General features: G+C 40.5%; 13 protein-coding genes. 4 read left to right on the forward strand and 9 right to left on the reverse strand.

Going from position 1 to position 18,365, the window contains the following annotated elements; all coding sequences use genetic code 11:
• Nucleotides 1-2: 2 nt before the first annotated feature.
• From atpC to ACFINZ_RS00825, 7 genes are all read right to left on the reverse strand, one after another.
• A complete protein-coding gene (gene atpC, locus ACFINZ_RS00795; protein WP_375633456.1) occupies nt 3-419 on the reverse strand; it encodes an ATP synthase F1 subunit epsilon in 417 nt (138 codons plus the stop codon).
• A 108-nt stretch (nt 420-527) separates the two neighbouring features.
• The gene (gene atpD / locus ACFINZ_RS00800) at nt 528-2,153 is read right to left on the reverse strand and encodes a F0F1 ATP synthase subunit beta (RefSeq protein ID WP_375633457.1); all 1,626 of its coding nucleotides are present in this window, start codon (nt 2,151-2,153) and stop codon (nt 528-530) included.
• Nucleotides 2,154-2,172: 19 nt separating this feature from the next.
• Nucleotides 2,173-3,084, reverse strand: a complete 912-nt coding sequence (locus tag ACFINZ_RS00805) for a F0F1 ATP synthase subunit gamma (RefSeq protein ID WP_375628700.1) — start codon at nt 3,082-3,084, stop codon at nt 2,173-2,175.
• A gap of 20 nt (nt 3,085-3,104) precedes the next feature.
• On the reverse strand, nt 3,105-4,640 hold the full coding sequence (gene atpA, locus ACFINZ_RS00810; protein ID WP_026500438.1) for a F0F1 ATP synthase subunit alpha: 1,536 nt from the start codon (nt 4,638-4,640) through the stop codon (nt 3,105-3,107).
• On the reverse strand, nt 4,640-5,221 hold the full coding sequence (gene atpH, locus ACFINZ_RS00815) for an ATP synthase F1 subunit delta (protein WP_375621019.1): 582 nt from the start codon (nt 5,219-5,221) through the stop codon (nt 4,640-4,642). Before atpH ends, atpA begins: the two co-directional genes overlap by 1 nt.
• Nucleotides 5,222-6,251: 1,030 nt before the next feature.
• On the reverse strand, nt 6,252-8,459 hold the full coding sequence (locus ACFINZ_RS00820; RefSeq protein WP_375633459.1) for a primosomal protein N': 2,208 nt from the start codon (nt 8,457-8,459) through the stop codon (nt 6,252-6,254).
• A gap of 372 nt (nt 8,460-8,831) precedes the next feature.
• On the reverse strand, nt 8,832-9,035 hold the full coding sequence (locus ACFINZ_RS00825; RefSeq protein ID WP_375642912.1) for a hypothetical protein: 204 nt from the start codon (nt 9,033-9,035) through the stop codon (nt 8,832-8,834).
• Nucleotides 9,036-9,596: 561 nt separating this feature from the next.
• On the opposite strand from ACFINZ_RS00825, the gene fsa reads away from it, so the two are divergent.
• Nucleotides 9,597-10,250 (forward strand): fructose-6-phosphate aldolase, encoded by a 654-nt coding sequence (gene fsa / locus ACFINZ_RS00830; protein ID WP_375634403.1) that lies wholly within the window; start codon nt 9,597-9,599, stop codon nt 10,248-10,250.
• On the opposite strand, the gene ACFINZ_RS00835 is transcribed toward fsa, so the two are convergent.
• Nucleotides 10,247-10,837: a hypothetical protein gene (locus tag ACFINZ_RS00835; RefSeq protein ID WP_375634402.1), complete on the reverse strand. Its 591-nt coding sequence runs from the start codon at nt 10,835-10,837 to the stop codon at nt 10,247-10,249. The genes fsa and ACFINZ_RS00835 overlap by 4 nt on opposite strands.
• A complete protein-coding gene (leuS, locus tag ACFINZ_RS00840) occupies nt 10,824-13,466 on the reverse strand; it encodes a leucine--tRNA ligase (protein ID WP_375683944.1) in 2,643 nt (880 codons plus the stop codon). Before leuS ends, ACFINZ_RS00835 begins: the two co-directional genes overlap by 14 nt.
• Nucleotides 13,467-13,631: 165 nt before the next feature.
• Between leuS and ACFINZ_RS00845 the strand changes: the two genes are divergently transcribed.
• The 3 genes from ACFINZ_RS00845 (at nt 13,632) to acs (ending at nt 18,267) form a co-directional block, all read left to right on the forward strand.
• Nucleotides 13,632-14,321, forward strand: coding sequence for a YggS family pyridoxal phosphate-dependent enzyme (locus ACFINZ_RS00845; protein ID WP_375633464.1), 690 nt, complete (start codon nt 13,632-13,634; stop codon nt 14,319-14,321).
• A gap of 1,118 nt (nt 14,322-15,439) precedes the next feature.
• On the forward strand, nt 15,440-15,727 hold the full coding sequence (locus tag ACFINZ_RS00850; RefSeq protein WP_375634399.1) for a hypothetical protein: 288 nt from the start codon (nt 15,440-15,442) through the stop codon (nt 15,725-15,727).
• A gap of 596 nt (nt 15,728-16,323) precedes the next feature.
• Nucleotides 16,324-18,267: an acetate--CoA ligase gene (gene acs / locus ACFINZ_RS00855; protein ID WP_375701116.1), complete on the forward strand. Its 1,944-nt coding sequence runs from the start codon at nt 16,324-16,326 to the stop codon at nt 18,265-18,267.
• Nucleotides 18,268-18,365 lie beyond the last annotated feature (98 nt).

Below are 18,365 nucleotides of genomic sequence, written 5' to 3' on the forward strand. Positions count from 1 at the left end.
TGCTACGCTTCTATCAACACAACACCATCAGCTGACAACTGCTGAAAAAAAGCCTCTATTTTATGATTGTCCTCATCACTTGTCCCTCCTTCTAACGTCGCTTGAATCTGCAAAATCTGCTGTTCTAATACATCAAAAGAAAGATTCTCTACAGCCACAACGTGCTCTACCAATAAAGAGCAACCTGAAAAGGTAATATTTGCAACGCCCCCGCATACAACAAATAATTTTTCACCCAAAGAGGTGCGAACACGAACACTGCCCAACACAATACTTGCCACCAATGGCGCATGATGCGCCATAACTGTCAAATAACCTGAGGCTGAAGGAAGAACAACAGACACTACCTGCTCTGAAAACACAATTTTTTCAGGCGATACAAGCTCAAATAAAAAATGCTCTTCTCTATTGTTTTCCACAAAAGTCTCCACAATACCCGATATAAGGACTCTCCGTTTTCTCCAACGACTCGTCCTTTTTAACGAAAAATACCCATGACAGTTTTCTCTTGAATAAGAAGCTTCTTACTAAGAAGCCTCTGCCATGAGACGCTTTCCTTTTTCAAGTGCTTCATCAATCGAACCAACCATATAAAAAGCAGCTTCTGGCAAATCATCGTAATCGCCAGCACAAAGCCCCTTAAAGCCTTTGATTGTATCTTCCAAAGGAACGAGTTTCCCCGGCGAACCAGTAAAGGCTTCCGCAACATGGAAAGGTTGCGAAAGGAAACGTTCAATTTTACGCGCCCGCCCCACCAGCAATTTGTCATCTTCAGAAAGTTCATCCATTCCAAGAATAGCAATAATATCCTGAAGCGCTCTATAACGTTGTAAAATGGTTTGCACTTGACAAGCAACAGTGTAATGCTCTTCCCCCACAATCAATGGATCCAACATACGCGAGAAAGAGTCAAGCGGATCAACCGCTGGATAAATCCCCTTTTCCGCAATAGAGCGCGAAAGAACAGTTGTTGCATCCAAATGAGCAAAAGATGCTGCCGGCGCCGGATCCGTCAAGTCATCTGCCGGAACATAAATTGCCTGAACGGAAGTAATAGAGCCTGTTTTTGTACTGGTAATACGTTCTTGCAACGCCCCCATATCCGTTGCCAAGGTAGGCTGATACCCAACAGCAGAAGGAATACGCCCTAAAAGAGCAGATACCTCAGCTCCTGCTTGCGTGAAACGGAAAATATTATCCACAAAGAAGAGAACATCTTGTCCTTCATCACGGAAACTTTCCGCAATTGTCAATCCTGAAAGAGCCACACGCGCACGCGCTCCTGGTGGTTCATTCATTTGCCCGTAAACAAGGGCACACTTTGACCCTTCCGTTGAACCATTATTCTCTTTTGGATTCACATTCACGCGGCTTTCGATCATTTCATAATAAAGATCATTTCCTTCACGTGTACGTTCTCCCACACCAGCAAATACAGAATAGCCACCATGTGCCTTTGCAATATTGTTTATAAGCTCCATAATGAGAACGGTTTTTCCAACACCAGCACCACCAAACAAGCCAATTTTACCCCCTTTAGAATAAGGGGCTAACAAATCCACGACTTTAATACCGGTTACGAGAATTTCCGAAACAGTCGATTGCTCAACATATTCAGGTGCCTCTTGGTGAATAGAACGTGTTTTGGTTGAAGCGATTGGTCCCACATTATCCACCGGTTCCCCAATCACATTCATAATACGTCCCAACGTTGCTTCTCCTACAGGAACGCTAATTTGTGTGCCTGTATCCACAACCTTTTGGCCCCGCATCAAACCATCAGTCGTATCCATAGCAATCGTACGCACGGTATTTTCACCCAAATGCTGCGCAACTTCTAATACCAAGCGATTGCCTAAATTCTCTGTTTCCAAAGCGTTGAGAATATTTGGCAATTCACCTTCAAATTGCACATCAACGACAGCACCAATAATCTGCTTGATTTCACCAACAGCGCCTTTTGCATGCTCTTCTTTTTTTGCGGATGTATCTTTTTTTACAGGTGTATCTTTAGCTGCATCACGCGCAGGTACAGAGGAAGCCTTTACATCCACTTGAGATTTCGAAGCGGCTTTTTTCACGCCGGAACGAGCAGCTGGTTTCTTTTTTTCACCTTTTTCTGTTCCTTTGCTTGAGGTTACTGCTTTTACCATCAATCCTTACCTTCTCCATTTAAAGCGCTTCAGCGCCCGCAATAATTTCGATCAATTCTGTCGTAATCTGTGCTTGACGTTGACGATTATAAGCCACCGTCAATTTACTAATCATTTCACCCGCATTGCGCGATGCATTATCCATAGCTGTCATCTTGGCGCCCATTTCACCAGCAACATTTTCTAGCAAAGCCCGAAAGATTTGCACCGAAAGATTACGTGGTACAAGAGCCTCTAAAAGAGACGCAGCATCAGGTTCATATTCATAAACAATCGATTGTGAACCTTTGTTATGATCGGTTTGCTCCACAATATCTATTGCCCCAACAGCTGCTTTTGGAGCAACCATTGGAATCAAATCCAAAGCTGTTGGACGCTGATTAATTACGGAAACAAATTCAGAATAAAACAGCGTACAAACATCAAAAGCACCTTCATTGAATAAATCAACAATCCGTTGACTAATCATCACTGCCTCTGCAAAACCAATTCGCTTTACAGCATGCAAATCGATATGATCAATTATCAAGCCTTTGTAATCACGCGATAAAATATCCGCGCCTTTTTTACCCACAGTGATAATTTTTACTATTTTATCAGCCGCCAACAATGCCTTAATCTGTTCACGTGCACGACGAGCAATTTGCACGTTAAAAGCACCACACAAACCGCGCTCAGCAGTACACACCACCAAAAGATGCACATCATCGCGCCCCGTACCACGCATAAGAGTAGGCGCATCAACACCATCTACATCAGCAGCAACACTGGTCAAAATATCAGCCATTCTCTTCGCATAAGGGCGTGCAGACTGCGCTGCCTCTTGAGCACGATGCAACCTTGCCGCTGCAACCATTTGCATAGCTTTGGTAATCTTTTGTGTTGCTTTAACCGAAGCGATACGGTCTCTAAGATCTTTTAGTGAAGCCATTCAAGCATTCCATCAATTCATCACGAGAAATTTTTCGCATAAGTATTAAGAACAGTTATCAACTTATCTTTCAGCTCATCTGTTATTTGCTTTTGCTCAGCAATTGCCTTTAAGAGATCTTGATAATCACTACGCAAAAGCACCAAAAGTCCCTGCTCAAACCGCGCAACATCAGAAACCGCCAAAGCATCAAGATAGCCATTCACACCCGCGAAAATAACCACCACCTGTTCTTCTGTTTTGAGTGGAGAAAATTGCGGCTGCTTCAACAGCTCTGTCAAGCGCGCACCCCGATTTAACAGACGCTGGGTTGACGCATCCAAATCAGAGCCAAACTGCGCAAAAGCTGCCATTTCACGATATTGCGCCAATTCACCTTTAATCGAGCCAGCAACTTGCTTCATCGCTTTAATTTGTGCGGCAGAACCAACACGCGACACAGAAAGACCAACATTTACAGCAGGACGAATTCCTTGATAAAATAAATTAGTCTCTAGAAAAATTTGCCCATCAGTAATCGAAATCACATTTGTAGGAATATAGGCAGAAACATCATTTGCTTGCGTTTCAATAACCGGCAAAGCTGTCAATGACCCAGATCCATTTTCCGCATTCAACTTCGCAGCCCGCTCTAAAAGACGCGAATGAAGATAGAAAACATCTCCCGGATAAGCTTCACGACCTGGAGGACGACGCAATAAAAGAGACATTTGACGATACGCCACCGCCTGTTTTGACAAGTCATCATAACCAATCAAAGCATGTTGCCCATTATCACGGAAATACTCACCCATAGCACACCCAGCAAGAGGTGCAATAAATTGCAGTGGTGCTGGATCAGAAGCGGTCGCTGCAACAATAATAGAATATTCCAGCGCTCCACGTTCTTCTAAAACTTTAACGAATTGTGCCACCGTCGAACGTTTTTGACCGATAGCCACATAAATACAATAAACTTTGTCTTGCTCTCGTCCAGCCCCTTTTTCATGAAAAGGTTTTTGATTTAAAAATGTATCGAGCAAAATTGCTGTTTTTCCTGTTTGGCGATCACCAATCACCAATTCACGCTGCCCCCGTCCAATAGGAATAAGTGCGTCAATCGCTTTCAATCCGGTCGACATCGGTTCATGCACTGACTGACGCGGAATAATCCCTGGCGCCTTAACATCAACACGACGACGCTCCGTTGCTTTAATGGGACCCTTCCCATCGATAGGGTTTCCCAACGCATCAACCACACGTCCCAGCAAAGCGGGGCCCACAGGAACATCGACGATAGCGCCTAACCGCTTTACACAATCACCTTCACGAATATCACGATCTGAGCCAAAAATGACCACACCAACATTATCAACTTCCAAATTGAGTGCCATACCACGCACACCGTTTGGAAAAGCGACCATTTCCCCTGCTTGGACATTATCCAAACCATAAACGCGAGCAATACCATCCCCTACAGAGAGAACCCAACCAATTTCTGAAACCTCAGCCTTTTGGTCAAAGTTTTTGATTTGCTCTTTTAGAATTTTTGAAATTTCAGATGGTCTAATATCCATCAGCTGACCTCTTTTTTCAATGCAAGCTTAAGTGAAGACAATTTTGTGAGAAGAGACGTATCAATTTGAGACGACCCCACACGAACGATTAATCCACCAAGAATTGTTGGATCCACAATGATGTGCAGCAAGACTTTTCCTCCAACAACACCTTCCAAAGCCTCACACAACTCTTGTCTTTGTTGAGAACTTAAGGGGCGCGCAGAAACAATTTGCGCAGTAACCTGCCTACGAGCGCGTGCAACACAATGCTGGAAAGCACGTAAAATACCAAATACAGCACTAAGCCTACGGTTTGTGGCAATAACGCGTAAAAAATTACCAATGACCTGCCCTGCATTTTTATCAGCAAATTTGATGTTTGCACAAACAGATTGCATCACCTTAATTTGCTCTTTAACTGAAAAGAATGGACTAAGCACAAAGCGTTTTAAATCCTTATGCTCCAAAACAAGCAAAAGATCCTCTACTGCCTTTTCAACCTTTTCAACGTTTCCGGCTTCTTGAACGCAATCAAAAAGCGCTTGCGCATAGCGTTGATCTACCAACGGCAGCGGTATGAGAGAAAATGAATCCGACACGAAATACCGCCTCTTTCCCTTGAGCGACTCTCTGATAGTTATCAGATGAAATGAAACAGACATTCTCAATCTTAAGAATCTTTTTCTTAAAACCTAGAACAAAAATCACTTGGTTTCTAGCATAGACATAGCCGACTCGCAACACTACAAATCGCTGCTTTTTAAAAATTTTAATAAAATATTCAAAATATTTTTGAAAAGCATTTTTTTTAGATATACAGGATGGCATCACAGTTTTTTTATGCCTCTTTTTGACATTCTCTGAGCGATTTTTTCACTCTCTTTGATTTTTCTTCAAATGCCCTTGCCACCATAATAAAACACTTCTTCTCTAAAAAACACTCCCTTTATCACCACAAGACCTTTAATGAGATGCAGCTGCGATTGAAAAAGTCTATTATTTCAAACTGATAAGAAAGAAAAAAACAATGAATATCCTCCTAAAAATTAAAGAAAACATTGATCTTTTTTCTTCAAATACCCACTCCTTTTAAAAAATTTCACCAAGTAATATTTTCTTGTAAGCACACTCTTTAAATATACAACACATTGATTTATAATGATAATATATCATTTTTCATACCGGATAAGCTTCAAATATCGACAAATTCTCTCTTTTCAAATTTTTTTATCAAAATCACGCCCTTCATTAAGCCCGCGTAGCTTCACTTTATATGGCACTATATTGCACTGATTTTAGAAGAAGCATAGATCAATATTAATTTGAACCCGAATAGAATTGGATACTTTTGGTGTACAGCTAAGCATTTTCAGCCCTTATAAAAAGAATCCGCCTATCAAAAGAATACTGTCCCTAACACAAAAAAGGAGTAAAAGCCGAAATGATAGCGCCCTCAAAGAAGAGAGGCTCTTCTGCTGGTTCTATCACAAAGATATTTTTTCCCGTGGCTCTACTTAATGCAATGTACATATATCATATTTTGCTGCCTGGATGCTTATTCTGAATAATACTAAGAGTTCAAGTAAAGCACCTTAAGCAAAGAGATCTTTACTTTATGCGATACTGGTTTTAGAAAAAACTTTGCGGATCAATATCAATTTGAACCCGAACGGAACTGGGCATTTTGGGTGTACCGCTAAGCATTGCATGTATAAACCCTTGTATATCAAAAGAACGCTGTCCCTGCAACAAAAGCCGAAAACGATAACGTCCCCGAACCAAAGCCAAAGGCGCTTCTGCTGGTCCCATAACCGAGATATTTTTTTCCCGTGGCGCTGCCTGACGCAATGCGCGCGCATAATGTTCTGCTGCTTGGCGCTGTTGTGCAGAAACAATCAAAGAGGCAAGCCGCCCATAGGGGGGCAAATGATAATGCTGACGTGCTGCAATCTCACGTGTGTAAAAATCTTCTGGCTGGCATGCAAGTAAGGCTTTGATGACCGGATGATCTGGTTGATAAGTTTGCAATAATCCTAAACTTTTCAATCCCACACGCCCTGCTCTTCCGGTAACTTGAGAAAGCAGCTGATAGGTACGTTCACTTGCGCGTAAATCGCCATTGGCAAGACCAAGATCAGCATCAATAACACCAACCAGAGAGAGCTTGGGAAAATGATGTCCTTTAGCAACCAACTGTGTTCCAATAATAATGTCCACATCGCCATTGGCAATGGCTTGTAATTCGCTTCGCAACTGCCCAATCCCTCCTTTGAGATCCGTTGAAAGGATCAATGATCGCGCTTGAGGAAAAAGCATTTGTGTTTCTTCTGCAATTCTTTCCACACCCGGTCCACAAGCTACGAGATGATCTAATGTCCCGCATTCAGGACAGGCTTGAGGAAGTGGTTCATGATATCCACAATGATGACATTTCAGTTGCCCTTGCGCACGATGTTCTACCAACCAACTTGAACAATCAGTACAATGAAAACGATGTCCGCAAATTCGGCATAAAGTTAAAGGTGCATAACCACGACGATTAAGAAAAAGAAGAACTTGTTCGCCCTTATCAAGCGTTTGTTTTAAAGCCCTTTCAAGAGCAAAAGAAATAAAGCGCCCCTTTTGCACCCCTCCTTGGCGCATATCAACCACCCGCAACTGTGGAAGTGCTACTTCTTTAAAACGGGAAGGTAAATGTACCTTTTGATAACGCCCTCTTAAAACATTGGCTTGGCTTTCAATCGACGGTGTTGCTGAAGATAAGATAACAGGAAAACGCTCAAAAGAGCCCCGTGCAACAGCCATATCACGCGCATGGTAAAAAATGCGCTCTTCTTGTTTATAAGCGCTATCATGTTCTTCATCGACAACAATCAAGCCAAGCTCATGAAAGGGAAGAAAAAGCGCTGAACGAGCCCCCGCAACGACACGCACCCGCCCTTCTGCAACTTGCCGCCAAACGCGCTCTCTACGACGTGGCGTCAAATCAGAATGCCATTCCGCTGCCGCAGCTCCAAAGCGTGCATAAAAACGATCTAAAAACTGCTGTGTTAAAGCAATTTCCGGCAATAAAATTAAAACCTGCTTGCCCCCTTTGAAGGCTTGAGCGACCGCTTCAAAATAAACCTCTGTCTTTCCTGATCCCGTAACACCATCAAGCAAAAAAACTTGAAACTGAGAAGATAAAACACCTTCCCGCAACATTGTTGCTGCTTCATTTTGCGCTCCCTGCAACTGAGGGGAACAAAAATCAGGATCAGGCATGCCCACAAGATCAGGAGCAGGAACCTTAACATCTTCAAAAATTCCTAGCGCTTTTAAACCTTCAACAACAGAAACCGAAGTTCCAGCCGCATGTGCCAGACCAGAACGTGTCCATATCTTCTCACTGCGCACCAATTCCAAAACCCGTGACCGCGCTGGTGTGAGACGTTCTACATTTCCACCACAATATCGCAAACCCAGCATCTGCGCTTCCGGCTCTAAAGCAGCCGGTACAGACAAAACCAATCGTGCAACAAGACCAAAAGGCGCCATTGTATAGCGACTAACAAAACGCAAAAATGTGATCATTTCTGCCTTTAATGGGGGGCAATCAAAAACATGAAGCAGAGAGCGTAATTTTTCACGCGCCACCAAACCAGACCTTTGCCCATCTGCTGTCTTCTCTCCAACATCCACAACAAAACCGCAAAGCTCACGCCCCATCACCGGAACCCGAACAAAGGAACCAACGTTCACCTCCATAGAAGAGGGAACTTTATAACTATAAGCGTGAGCAACAGGAAGAGGAACCAATACAGATACAATCTCTTCCTCTATCACGTTTGAATGCATCTTTTAAACCAATCTACGACCTCTTGAGCACCAACAGGTCTACACCTTATCTTTAAACACTCTTATAAAATTCATTGCAGGATTCAATCTCTCCCCCCTATCACAACATTTTTCTCACAAAAATTCTTTTTAATACTCATTTCATCACCAAAGTGCCAATAAAAAAACCAATCTCATCGTCTATAATAAAAAACTCTATAGCAAAAAAAACAGCGCCATTCTTCTGTGCAAATAAAGCTCATCACTATAAGCATTCAACATGATATTGTAAGTGCGCTCTTCAACAAAGCTATCCCATAGTGTAACTTCTTCCCAACACACACGTTTATTTTTTTACCGCCTCATATCTCAATTTATCTTCAACAAACTGATTTATAAAGATATAATCATCATTTTACCTATTGTAATAAAACCCTCAATACGATGAATTTTTCTCATTTCAACCCCATCGAGGAACATTTGTAAATCCTTATTAATGAGAGAGTCTCCCATGATTTTAATTACAGGGAGAATAATATCGCAAATGGAACCGTTACAATATTCACCTTGGCTTTGTGCCAAAACGTGGAAACACATGCGTACATCTTTCAGCTTGATTGAGAATCAAGCAACAATACAAGTAGCACAAAAGCGTATTGTTGAAGAATGGGTAACACAGAATAAATCAATGTATTGACCATAAAAAAACACTTCATGTGTAAAATTTACATGCCTTCTTCAATGGTGTTTTACGATAAAATAAATCCATTCGCTTCTATCAAAAATGAGGTTAAATGTCCCCCCTGAAAAAGGGAGGTATCTTATGATGCTCTCTCAAATATCAAGAGCAATCGCAAATAGGAAATGAGCAAAGTGTTTGATAATGCTAGCTTATTTCCATAAATATAAAAACACCGCTACGCAAAGATGCCAATACGCAAAAATGTTGATACGCAATGAATTCTATGCCTTATCACGAGTAACACTATGAAATGGGTGTGGAAACGATAAATCATATTTCTTTACCGAAAACGGGTACATGATTAACACCATAGCATTCTTGTTCTTTACACAGATATTAATTCTTTCTCTTGCTTTTACAGTCAACAATAGCGCATAACAAAAAATAAGATAAAAGCTAAAAAGAAGAGGTTAGATATGAAGTTTTTTGTGGATAGCGCCAATATCGAAGAAATTCAAGAGTTACAGAATTTAAGCCTTGTTGATGGTGTTACCACCAATCCCTCTCTTATCCTAAAATCAGGACGCAATATTCTTGATGTTACAAAAGAAATTTGTGCTCTCGTTAGCGGACCTGTTTCTGCTGAAGTTGCAGCAACGGAATTTGAAAGCATCATGAAAGAAGCAGCTGTTTTAGCAAAGGTTGCCGACAATATTTGTATCAAGCTTCCTTTAACACTCGATGGATTAAAAGCCTGTAAAGCCCTCACAGCAGCAGGACTAAAAACAAATCTCACACTTTGTTTTTCTGCCAATCAAGCCTTATTAGCCGCCAAAGCAGGTGCAACATTCGTTTCACCTTTTATTGGTAGACTTGATGATTGTGGAAATGATGGAAGTGAACTGCTTCATGAAATTCGCACAATTTATGATAACTATAACTTTAAAACACAAATCTTGGCCGCTTCAATCCGCACCGTTAATCATGTCAAAGAAGCAGCACTCAGTGGTGCTGACATTGCAACAGTTCCACCAGCAATCTTAAAAGCACTGGTCAAACACCCTCTCACCGACAAAGGGTTGCAAATATTCCTCGACGACTGGAAAAAAACAGGTCAAAATATTGCTTAATATCTAGAATTTTTATTGTAAAGATCTTTTGAAAGTAATAAAAGGATCTGTTCAGCCAACTCTTCCGCAACACGTTTTTTTGCATCTTCTTCTGCTTGCAGCGTTGCATATTCTTGACGAAGTCGCTCAAAAGATGCATTCATCATTGCTGTTCCTTTTGCAACAAGAGTATTTTTCATATCCTGCAAAGTATAAGAAGCTCTGCTCATAACAGTTCCAACAGAAGGTCGTCCCTTTCTCTTTTTCTCGAAATCAACCTCTATCTGCATCGATTCTCTTGTAAAGACGGATATCTGCAATGCCAATCGATAAGCAGGTAGAGAAGGTTTACCACCATTTCCATACAAAAGAAACAGCAGATGATTGCGCACCATTTGACCAAAACGATCCGAAGGTTCTTCCACAACAATAGAAGCAAGCTTTTGCGCTAACCCCAAAGAAAATTGTTCAGAAGAGTGCCCAGAAGCAGAATTCATTGTCATTGCACTCTGCAACTCTTGACGGTAAAGCGGTTCAACTTTGCATCCACACAACAGTGTAAAGACACAAGCTAAAACAACAAGCAGAAAACTTTTAAAGAACGACATTCACAATCCTTTGTGGAACAATAATGATTTTTTTCACAGGCTTTTCAAGCAGCTGTGCCTTTACAAAATCTAAAGCCAAAACCGCTTCTTTAATCATCACCTCATCAGCAGTTGCTGCAACGCTCACCTCACCACGTTTTTTACCATTAATTTGTACTGGCAAAGTATAGCATTCCGCAACGGTTAACGCACGATCATAAACAGGCCAAGCAAGCGCAGATATTAATTTTTTCCCCCCTAAAGCAGCATGACATTCTTCTGCTAAATGGGGCATCATTGGTGCAATCATAGCAAGAAAAAAATCCATGGCTTGACGTAAAGAAGCTTTCATTTCATCGTCAACACTTTCTATCCTATTTAACAACGGCGCCATAATATTCAAGAATTCATAAAGGCGTGCAATAGCCCGATTAAAAGCGAATTTTTCCAAATCATCTTCTACAGCGCAAAGCGTGCGATGTGCGACCTTTGAGAGTTCCAAAGCCGCCCCCTGATGCCCTGCACAAGGCGCCACATCCTTTAAAATAGAAGCACTCACAGCCACATGGCGCCAAACACGCTGTACAAAGCGATGTGCACCTTCAACACCAGATTCTGTCCAAATGACATCCCGCTCGGGAGGAGAATCTGACAACACAAACCAGCGCACAGTATCAGCGCCATAGGATGCGATAATATCATCAGGATCAACGACATTCTTTTTTGATTTTGACATTTTCTCAATCGAACCAATTGTCACTTCACTTTGATCGGTTAATTTATAAGCACACCGCTTTCCATCTTTTTCAAAAATGGAAATATCCGCTGGAGAAACCCACCCTTGATCATCTCGATAGGTTTCATGCACCACCATACCTTGAGTAAAAAGCCCCTTAAAAGGCTCATCTACCGTCACATGACCGACCAATTTCATAGCACGCATAAAAAAGCGCGCATAAAGAAGATGCAAAATCGCGTGCTCAATTCCACCAATATATTGTTGCACAGGCAACCATTCAGCTGTTGCTTGTTTATCAACAGGTTCCTGCGCAAAAGGAGCCGTAAAGCGTGCATAATACCAAGAAGAGTCAACAAATGTGTCCATGGTATCGGTTTCGCGTTTGGCAAGTTGACCACAAGAAGGACAAGTAACATTTTGCCATGTTTCATGCCGCGCAAGAGGATTGCCCGGTTGATCAAAAGTAACATCATCAGGCAACACAACTGGTAAATTAGCACGTGGAACAGGAACAACCCCACAAGTTGTACAATGGATCATCGGAATGGGGCACCCCCAATAACGTTGACGTGAAATCCCCCAATCACGCAAACGAAATTGCACTGTTTTCTTCCCTTGCGGTTGCCCATTGAGCATTTGTTTTTCAAGCTTTTTAGCAGCTTCTTCAAAAGCTTGTTGGGGTGTTAAACCATCCAAAAAGCTGGAGTTGATCATCACCCCATCACCCGTATAAGGTGTTTCAGTAATAACAAAATCTTCTGCTTGCTCTCCTTTTGGCAAAACCACTGGTTTTATTGGAAGATCATATTTGCGCGCAAAATCGAAATCTCTCTGATCATGAGCCGGACAACCAAAAACAACCCCTGTTCCATAATCCATAAGCACAAAATTCGCGATATAAACAGGAATATGTACTGTTGAATCAAAAGGATGAACTGCCAAAAGGGGCGTGAGAAATCCTTGTTTTTCAGCTGTTTCAAGTGCTGCCGTTGTCGTTCCACCACACCGACAGTTTTCGATAAAAGCACTCAACGCTTTATCTTTCTTTGCCAAAGCTTGTGCAATGGGATGGTCAACAGACAGAGCTAAAAAAGAAGCGCCAAAAAGTGTATCAGGACGTGTTGAATAACAAAAAACCTCATCAAATGTCTCACAAACATCATCAACACCACTTGTTGCCTTTAAAGCCCAACGAATCAGTAAACCTTGCGATTTTCCAATCCAATTTTTTTGCATAGTGCGAACTTTTTCAGGCCACTGCTCCAGCTCTTCAAGCCCAGCCAAGAGCTCTTCACTAAAGTCGCTAATTTTGAAAAACCACTGCGTCAATTCACGCTGTTCCACCAACGCACCAGAACGCCATCCCCGCCCATCAACAACCTGCTCATTTGCCAAAACGGTGTGGTCAACAGGATCCCAATTCACCTTAGCCACTTTACGCGCAACCAAACCCTTTTGATAGAAATCAAGGAACAACATTTGTTGACGATGGTAATATTCCACATCACAAGTCGCAAATTCACGTGTCCAATCTAGTGAGAGCCCTAATTGCTTTAATTGCCCGCGCATCACAGCAATATTCTGATAGGTCCAAGTTTTAGGATGCACTTTACTTTGCAGAGCAGCATTTTCAGCCGGCATACCAAAAGCATCCCAGCCCATAGGATGAAGCACATTAAAACCCTTTGCCCTTTTATAGCGTGCCACCACATCCCCCATGGCATAATTGCGCACATGCCCCATGTGAATACGGCCAGAAGGATAAGGAAACATTTCTAAAACATAATATTTTTCACGAGCATCTTCTTGAAGAGTCTGAAAAATTTTCTTTTCATCCCAAATTTCTTGCCATTTTTTTTCTCTCGCACGTGGATTATAGCGTTCGCCTATATTATAATGTTCAATCGTCATTCCCATTATACTCTTTTAATAAAACAGAACCAAAAACTTGTTTTATTATGCTTGACCATGGATTAACCTCATCGTCAACATTTTCGTGAAATATTTCCCTAAGTATTTTATAAAACTTTTAAAAAAACGACCAACTCTTGAACAAAAACGGTAAAGCACAAAAACATGAATACACAAACGCCCCTCGATACCCCTTCCATTGAAGCATGGCAAAACCTTCAAAAAGACATTGCAGCAATATGCCAAGAGTTACAACGCCCTGTAGAAGAAATTGAACTTATCGCTGTTTCAAAAACTGTTTCTGCCGCTGATATACGTCCCCTTTTGCAAGCAGGACAATCTTTGTTTGCAGAAAACCGCGTACAAGAAGCGGCACAAAAATGGACTGCTTTACGTCAACAATTTGAAAATATTAAACTTCATCTCATCGGTCCCCTACAATCAAATAAAGCCGCCGAAGCTATCAAAATTTTTGATGTCATTCAAACGGTTGATCGTGAAAAAATAGCCAAAATTTTATCCGAAGAAATGCAAAAACAAAAAAGGCATCTTCCTTGCTATGTTCAGGTTAACATTGGCTTAGAACCGCAAAAAAGTGGTATCTCACCGCAAGAAGCGACATCTTTTGTCAACCAATGCAAAAACAACTATGGACTTGATATCATCGGTCTTATGGGCATCCCCCCTGTCGATGAAAACCCCGGACCCTATTTCGCGCTCTTAGCAAAATTAGCAAAACAAGCAGGTCTTTCAAAGCTTTCCATGGGTATGTCCAGTGACTTCAAAACCGCTCTACAGTTTGGCTCTAACGTTCTTCGCATTGGCTCTGCTTTATTTGGAAAACGCCCTGTGTAAAGCAATTTCCCCTCATATAAATTCATTCCCCCCTTCATATAAATTCCCATTGAAGATTCTACGAACAAGCCAAAAACAGCAGAAATGAGAAAAAATATTTCCTTCAATATCAATAAAAGAGCAATTCTAGCAAAAAAGATTTCAGTCCCTCTTTCATCCTGTTAGCAAAATAAGCAAAAAAGCTGGTCTTCTCAAAATTCTCACCGGCACATCCACAACACGTACAATAGATTTAAGATAGCATTGCAATTTGGCTCTCATATTCTCGCACATTGGTTCTACTTCACCTCCCCTCTGACCGCCTCTCCAGCAAAAGCAACATAAAAAATAAATCCTTATATAAAGGCAAAATGATAAGAGGAGCGTTGCACATAAATGAAAAAACTGTCGCGAAATAAATAATTGCAAAAGAATATTTAATACGATTATCACAATGATTTCCATTAAAAACCACGAATTCTCTTAACTTCCCCAACAGGCGTAAACGATTTTCCCACATGCCAATGGCGTAAAGCAGGCAAAAAGAGGCTTATGGCTGCATAATACAGTAACAAAACTCTTTCATGTAAGTCACTTGAGCAAAATAAACATCTCAAATGCCCAATAGAGTACCAAGAGCCGCGCTAAACAACATGAATAGCAATCTATAAGGTCCAACAATAGCATAAAGACTTTCTATGCTCTACAAAGCGTAAAATACGGTCAATATTCGCCTGAAAAATAAAAGAACGAATCCCGTTCATATGCACATAATACATGCAGGCAAAACAATGGCAATGAGATCGATCCCAATAACGATATTCCTCTATCATTATTCCTTTATCATTCTCATAAACAAAGAGAAAAACTTCAACTTTTCATATACGCAATTTTTCTAAATTTAAACTTTAATTAAGAAAAAATATGGTGTAATTTCTTATATTTTAAAATATTGAAAATAATCTTATTATATTTTTAAGAAAAAATTTCATATATACATAATATAGTTATTATTTATACAGTATTTTTATTGTTATTTTTAAAGTTTATCTTTGATATTTCTCTAAAAATACGTGATACCAATTTGAAATGTATCATTGTGATACTACTTTTAATGTAGATAATTAAGGAGAATTAATATGTTTGGTTCATTCAACACATTCGGTCATATGGCGACAAAGCCTTCTTTTGGTCATTCGCACAATTCAAGACCTTTTCATGGAAATGCATGCAGTCCTAATGCTTTTCTTTCTCACATGAATGCACAAGGTTTTGACTATGCAGTTGCAGGAGGGATAACCGGAGCAGCATTGGGAGCTGCAACTGGTCCAGGTGCACTTATGGGTGGACTTACTGGTGCCACGACTGGTTTCTTCGGAGGTTTTGGTTTAGGGTTCGTACAGAAAGTTCATGAGTGTTGGTTCTAATTTTTAGAGAGCAACTATAAAGATATCTCTGAAGTTAATAATTTGTAATTTTTTTCGAAAAATATCTAAATTATATTATCTACAATTATTATTGAGACGGACTTCAGAGATATTTATAATTTGTAATTATATTATAATTTGGATTGCGTGATGACAGATCTTATCTCTAAAATTATTGAAACGCTTATAGCAACATTTTTTTTTGGTTTAATATATCTTTTTTATTATAATTTTATTTCTTATAGTTGGAAAGATTCTCTAAAAAAATCATTATTAATAAGCTCAATATTCTTTCTTGTTAGTCTTTTATTTAACTATATTGGTTTATATCAAATTCTGAGAAATATTTTATAATAGACATTTTTAAAATGTCTTAGTGTGTTTATAAAAAGCTCTATACCGCAATAGGTTTTGCTATATTTGAGTATCCTAAAAACATAGAATACCTTCTTTAATATCATCACATCAGATTTAAAAATTGACTATTCTAATCTTTGTCATTTAGTCTAACCTCACAATGAAAAGCTTTTGGAATAACTCTGCCAAAATATAAAAATACAATGGCTGATTTTTCTAAAAAATAAAAAGAGGGAAACATGACTGAAAAAATTTATCCAATATCAGAAGAGATCAAAAAAAATACTTTACTCGATGAGGAAACTTATAAACAATGGTATCGAGAAAGCATCAATGATCCAGAAAGCTTCTGGGCCAAACATGGTCAACGCATTGAATGGTTTAAACCTTTTACAAAAGTAAAAAACACTTCTTTTAACGGAGATGTCTCCATTCAATGGTACGAAGATGGGATAACAAATGTTACCTATAATTGCATTGATCGCCACCTGAAAACCCATGGAGACAAAATCGCGCTCATTTGGGAAGGAGATAATCCTTATCATGATAAAAAAATAACCTATAACGAGCTTTATGAACATGTTTGTCGTTTTGCTAATCTTTTGAAAAGTCGTGGCATTAAGAAAGGCGATAAAGTAACCATTTATCTTCCTATGATTCCCGAAGCAGCCTATGCCATGCTTGCTTGTGCTCGCATTGGAGCTATTCATTCGGTTATTTTTGCTGGCTTTTCTGCTGAAGCAATAGCAGGACGCCTTGTCGATTGTGAATCAACCTTTATGATTACCGCTGATCACGGCTTGCGTGGCGGCAAACGGATCAACTTAAAAGACAACGTTGACCATGCCATTGAGATAGCCGCGCGCCAAAACGTGCAGGTGGACCAAGTCATGGTTATACGGCGGACTTGTGGACCCATTCAATGGGTAGAGGGGCGTGATTTTTGGTACCACGAAGAGATAGCTCATGCCAAAACAGCTTGTCCAGCAGAACCCATGAATGCTGAAGATCCGCTTTTTATTCTTTATACTTCAGGCTCCACCGGCAAACCTAAAGGTGTTTTGCATACCACAGCAGGCTATCTTGTTTTTGCCTCGATGACTCACCAATATGTTTTTGATTACCACCCCGATGAAGTTTACTGGTGTACGGCTGATATTGGTTGGATAACCGGCCATTCTTACTTGGTTTATGGACCTTTATGTAATGGTGCGACCACTTTAATGTTTGAAGGCACACCAACCTTTCCTGACAAAGGCAGATTCTGGGAAATTGTCGACAAGCATCAAGTCAATACACTCTATACCGCACCAACAGCTATCCGCGCCTTAATGGGAGCAGGAAATTCGTTTGTTGAACACTCAGACAGAACATCGTTGCGTCTTTTAGGCACAGTAGGAGAACCTATTAACCCAGAAGCATGGGAATGGTTTTATCATATAATTGGAAATGACCGTTGTCCGATTCTCGATACATGGTGGCAAACGGAAACAGGAGGGCATATGATCACACCCTTGCCTGGTGCAACCCCCCTCAAAGCAGGATCGGCCACACGTCCTTTCTTTGGTGTTCAACCCCAAATTGTTGATGCCCAAGGCAATGTTTTAGAAGGTGAAGCAGAAGGCACTCTTTGTATCAGTGATTCATGGCCAGGACAAATGCGCACACTTTATAAGGATCATGAACGCTTTATTCAAACTTATTTTTCCTCCTATAAAGGAAAATATTTTTCAGGCGATAGCTGTAGGCGCGATAGCGACGGTTATTATTGGATTACAGGACGAGTTGATGACATTCTCAATGTCTCGGGGCACAGATTAGGAACCGCTGAAATTGAATCAGCTCTTGTTTCTCATCCCTCTGTATCAGAAGCAGCTATTGTGGGTTACCCGCATCCCATTAAAGGACAAGGAATTTATAGTTTTGTGACCCTCATGGAAGGAACAGCGCCAAGTGAAGAATTGCAAAAAGACCTTATCAAGCATGTGAGAAAGGAAATAGGCTCTATTGCCATATTGGATAAAATTCAGTTTGCTCCGCAGCTTCCCAAAACGCGATCAGGGAAAATTATGAGACGTATTTTACGAAAAATCGCTGAAAACGATTTTGATACTCTCGGAGATATTTCAACTCTTGCCGAACCACAAGTTGTTGAAGATCTGATTGCCAACCGACAAAACTAAAAAACACGACGAAATACAACATACGGTGGTTTTTGTTTTTTGCTAAAATTATCTCAGCATTATTACGAAAACCACCGAGGAGAATAAAAAACAAAACA

Source organism: Bartonella sp. AA81SXKL (assembly GCF_042196945.1).
In the GTDB taxonomy this organism is placed as follows: domain Bacteria; phylum Pseudomonadota; class Alphaproteobacteria; order Rhizobiales; family Rhizobiaceae; genus Bartonella.

Bases quoted from the DNA above. Each gene is read 5' to 3' on its own strand.
- atpD (WP_375633457.1), bottom strand. From the start codon at position 2,153: ATGGTAAAAGCAGTAACCTCAAGCAAAGGAACAGAAAAAGGTGAAAAA.
- ACFINZ_RS00805 (WP_375628700.1), bottom strand. From the start codon at position 3,084: ATGGCTTCACTAAAAGATCTTAGAGACCGTATCGCTTCGGTTAAAGCA.
- atpA (WP_026500438.1), bottom strand. From the start codon at position 4,640: ATGGATATTAGACCATCTGAAATTTCAAAAATTCTAAAAGAGCAAATC.
- ACFINZ_RS00820 (WP_375633459.1), bottom strand. From the start codon at position 8,459: ATGCATTCAAACGTGATAGAGGAAGAGATTGTATCTGTATTGGTTCCT.
- ACFINZ_RS00825 (WP_375642912.1), bottom strand. From the start codon at position 9,035: ATGTGTTTCCACGTTTTGGCACAAAGCCAAGGTGAATATTGTAACGGT.
- fsa (WP_375634403.1), top strand. From the start codon at position 9,597: ATGAAGTTTTTTGTGGATAGCGCCAATATCGAAGAAATTCAAGAGTTA.
- ACFINZ_RS00835 (WP_375634402.1), bottom strand. From the start codon at position 10,837: ATGTCGTTCTTTAAAAGTTTTCTGCTTGTTGTTTTAGCTTGTGTCTTT.
- leuS (WP_375683944.1), bottom strand. From the start codon at position 13,466: ATGACGATTGAACATTATAATATAGGCGAACGCTATAATCCACGTGCG.
- ACFINZ_RS00845 (WP_375633464.1), top strand. From the start codon at position 13,632: ATGAATACACAAACGCCCCTCGATACCCCTTCCATTGAAGCATGGCAA.
- ACFINZ_RS00850 (WP_375634399.1), top strand. From the start codon at position 15,440: ATGTTTGGTTCATTCAACACATTCGGTCATATGGCGACAAAGCCTTCT.
- acs (WP_375701116.1), top strand. From the start codon at position 16,324: ATGACTGAAAAAATTTATCCAATATCAGAAGAGATCAAAAAAAATACT.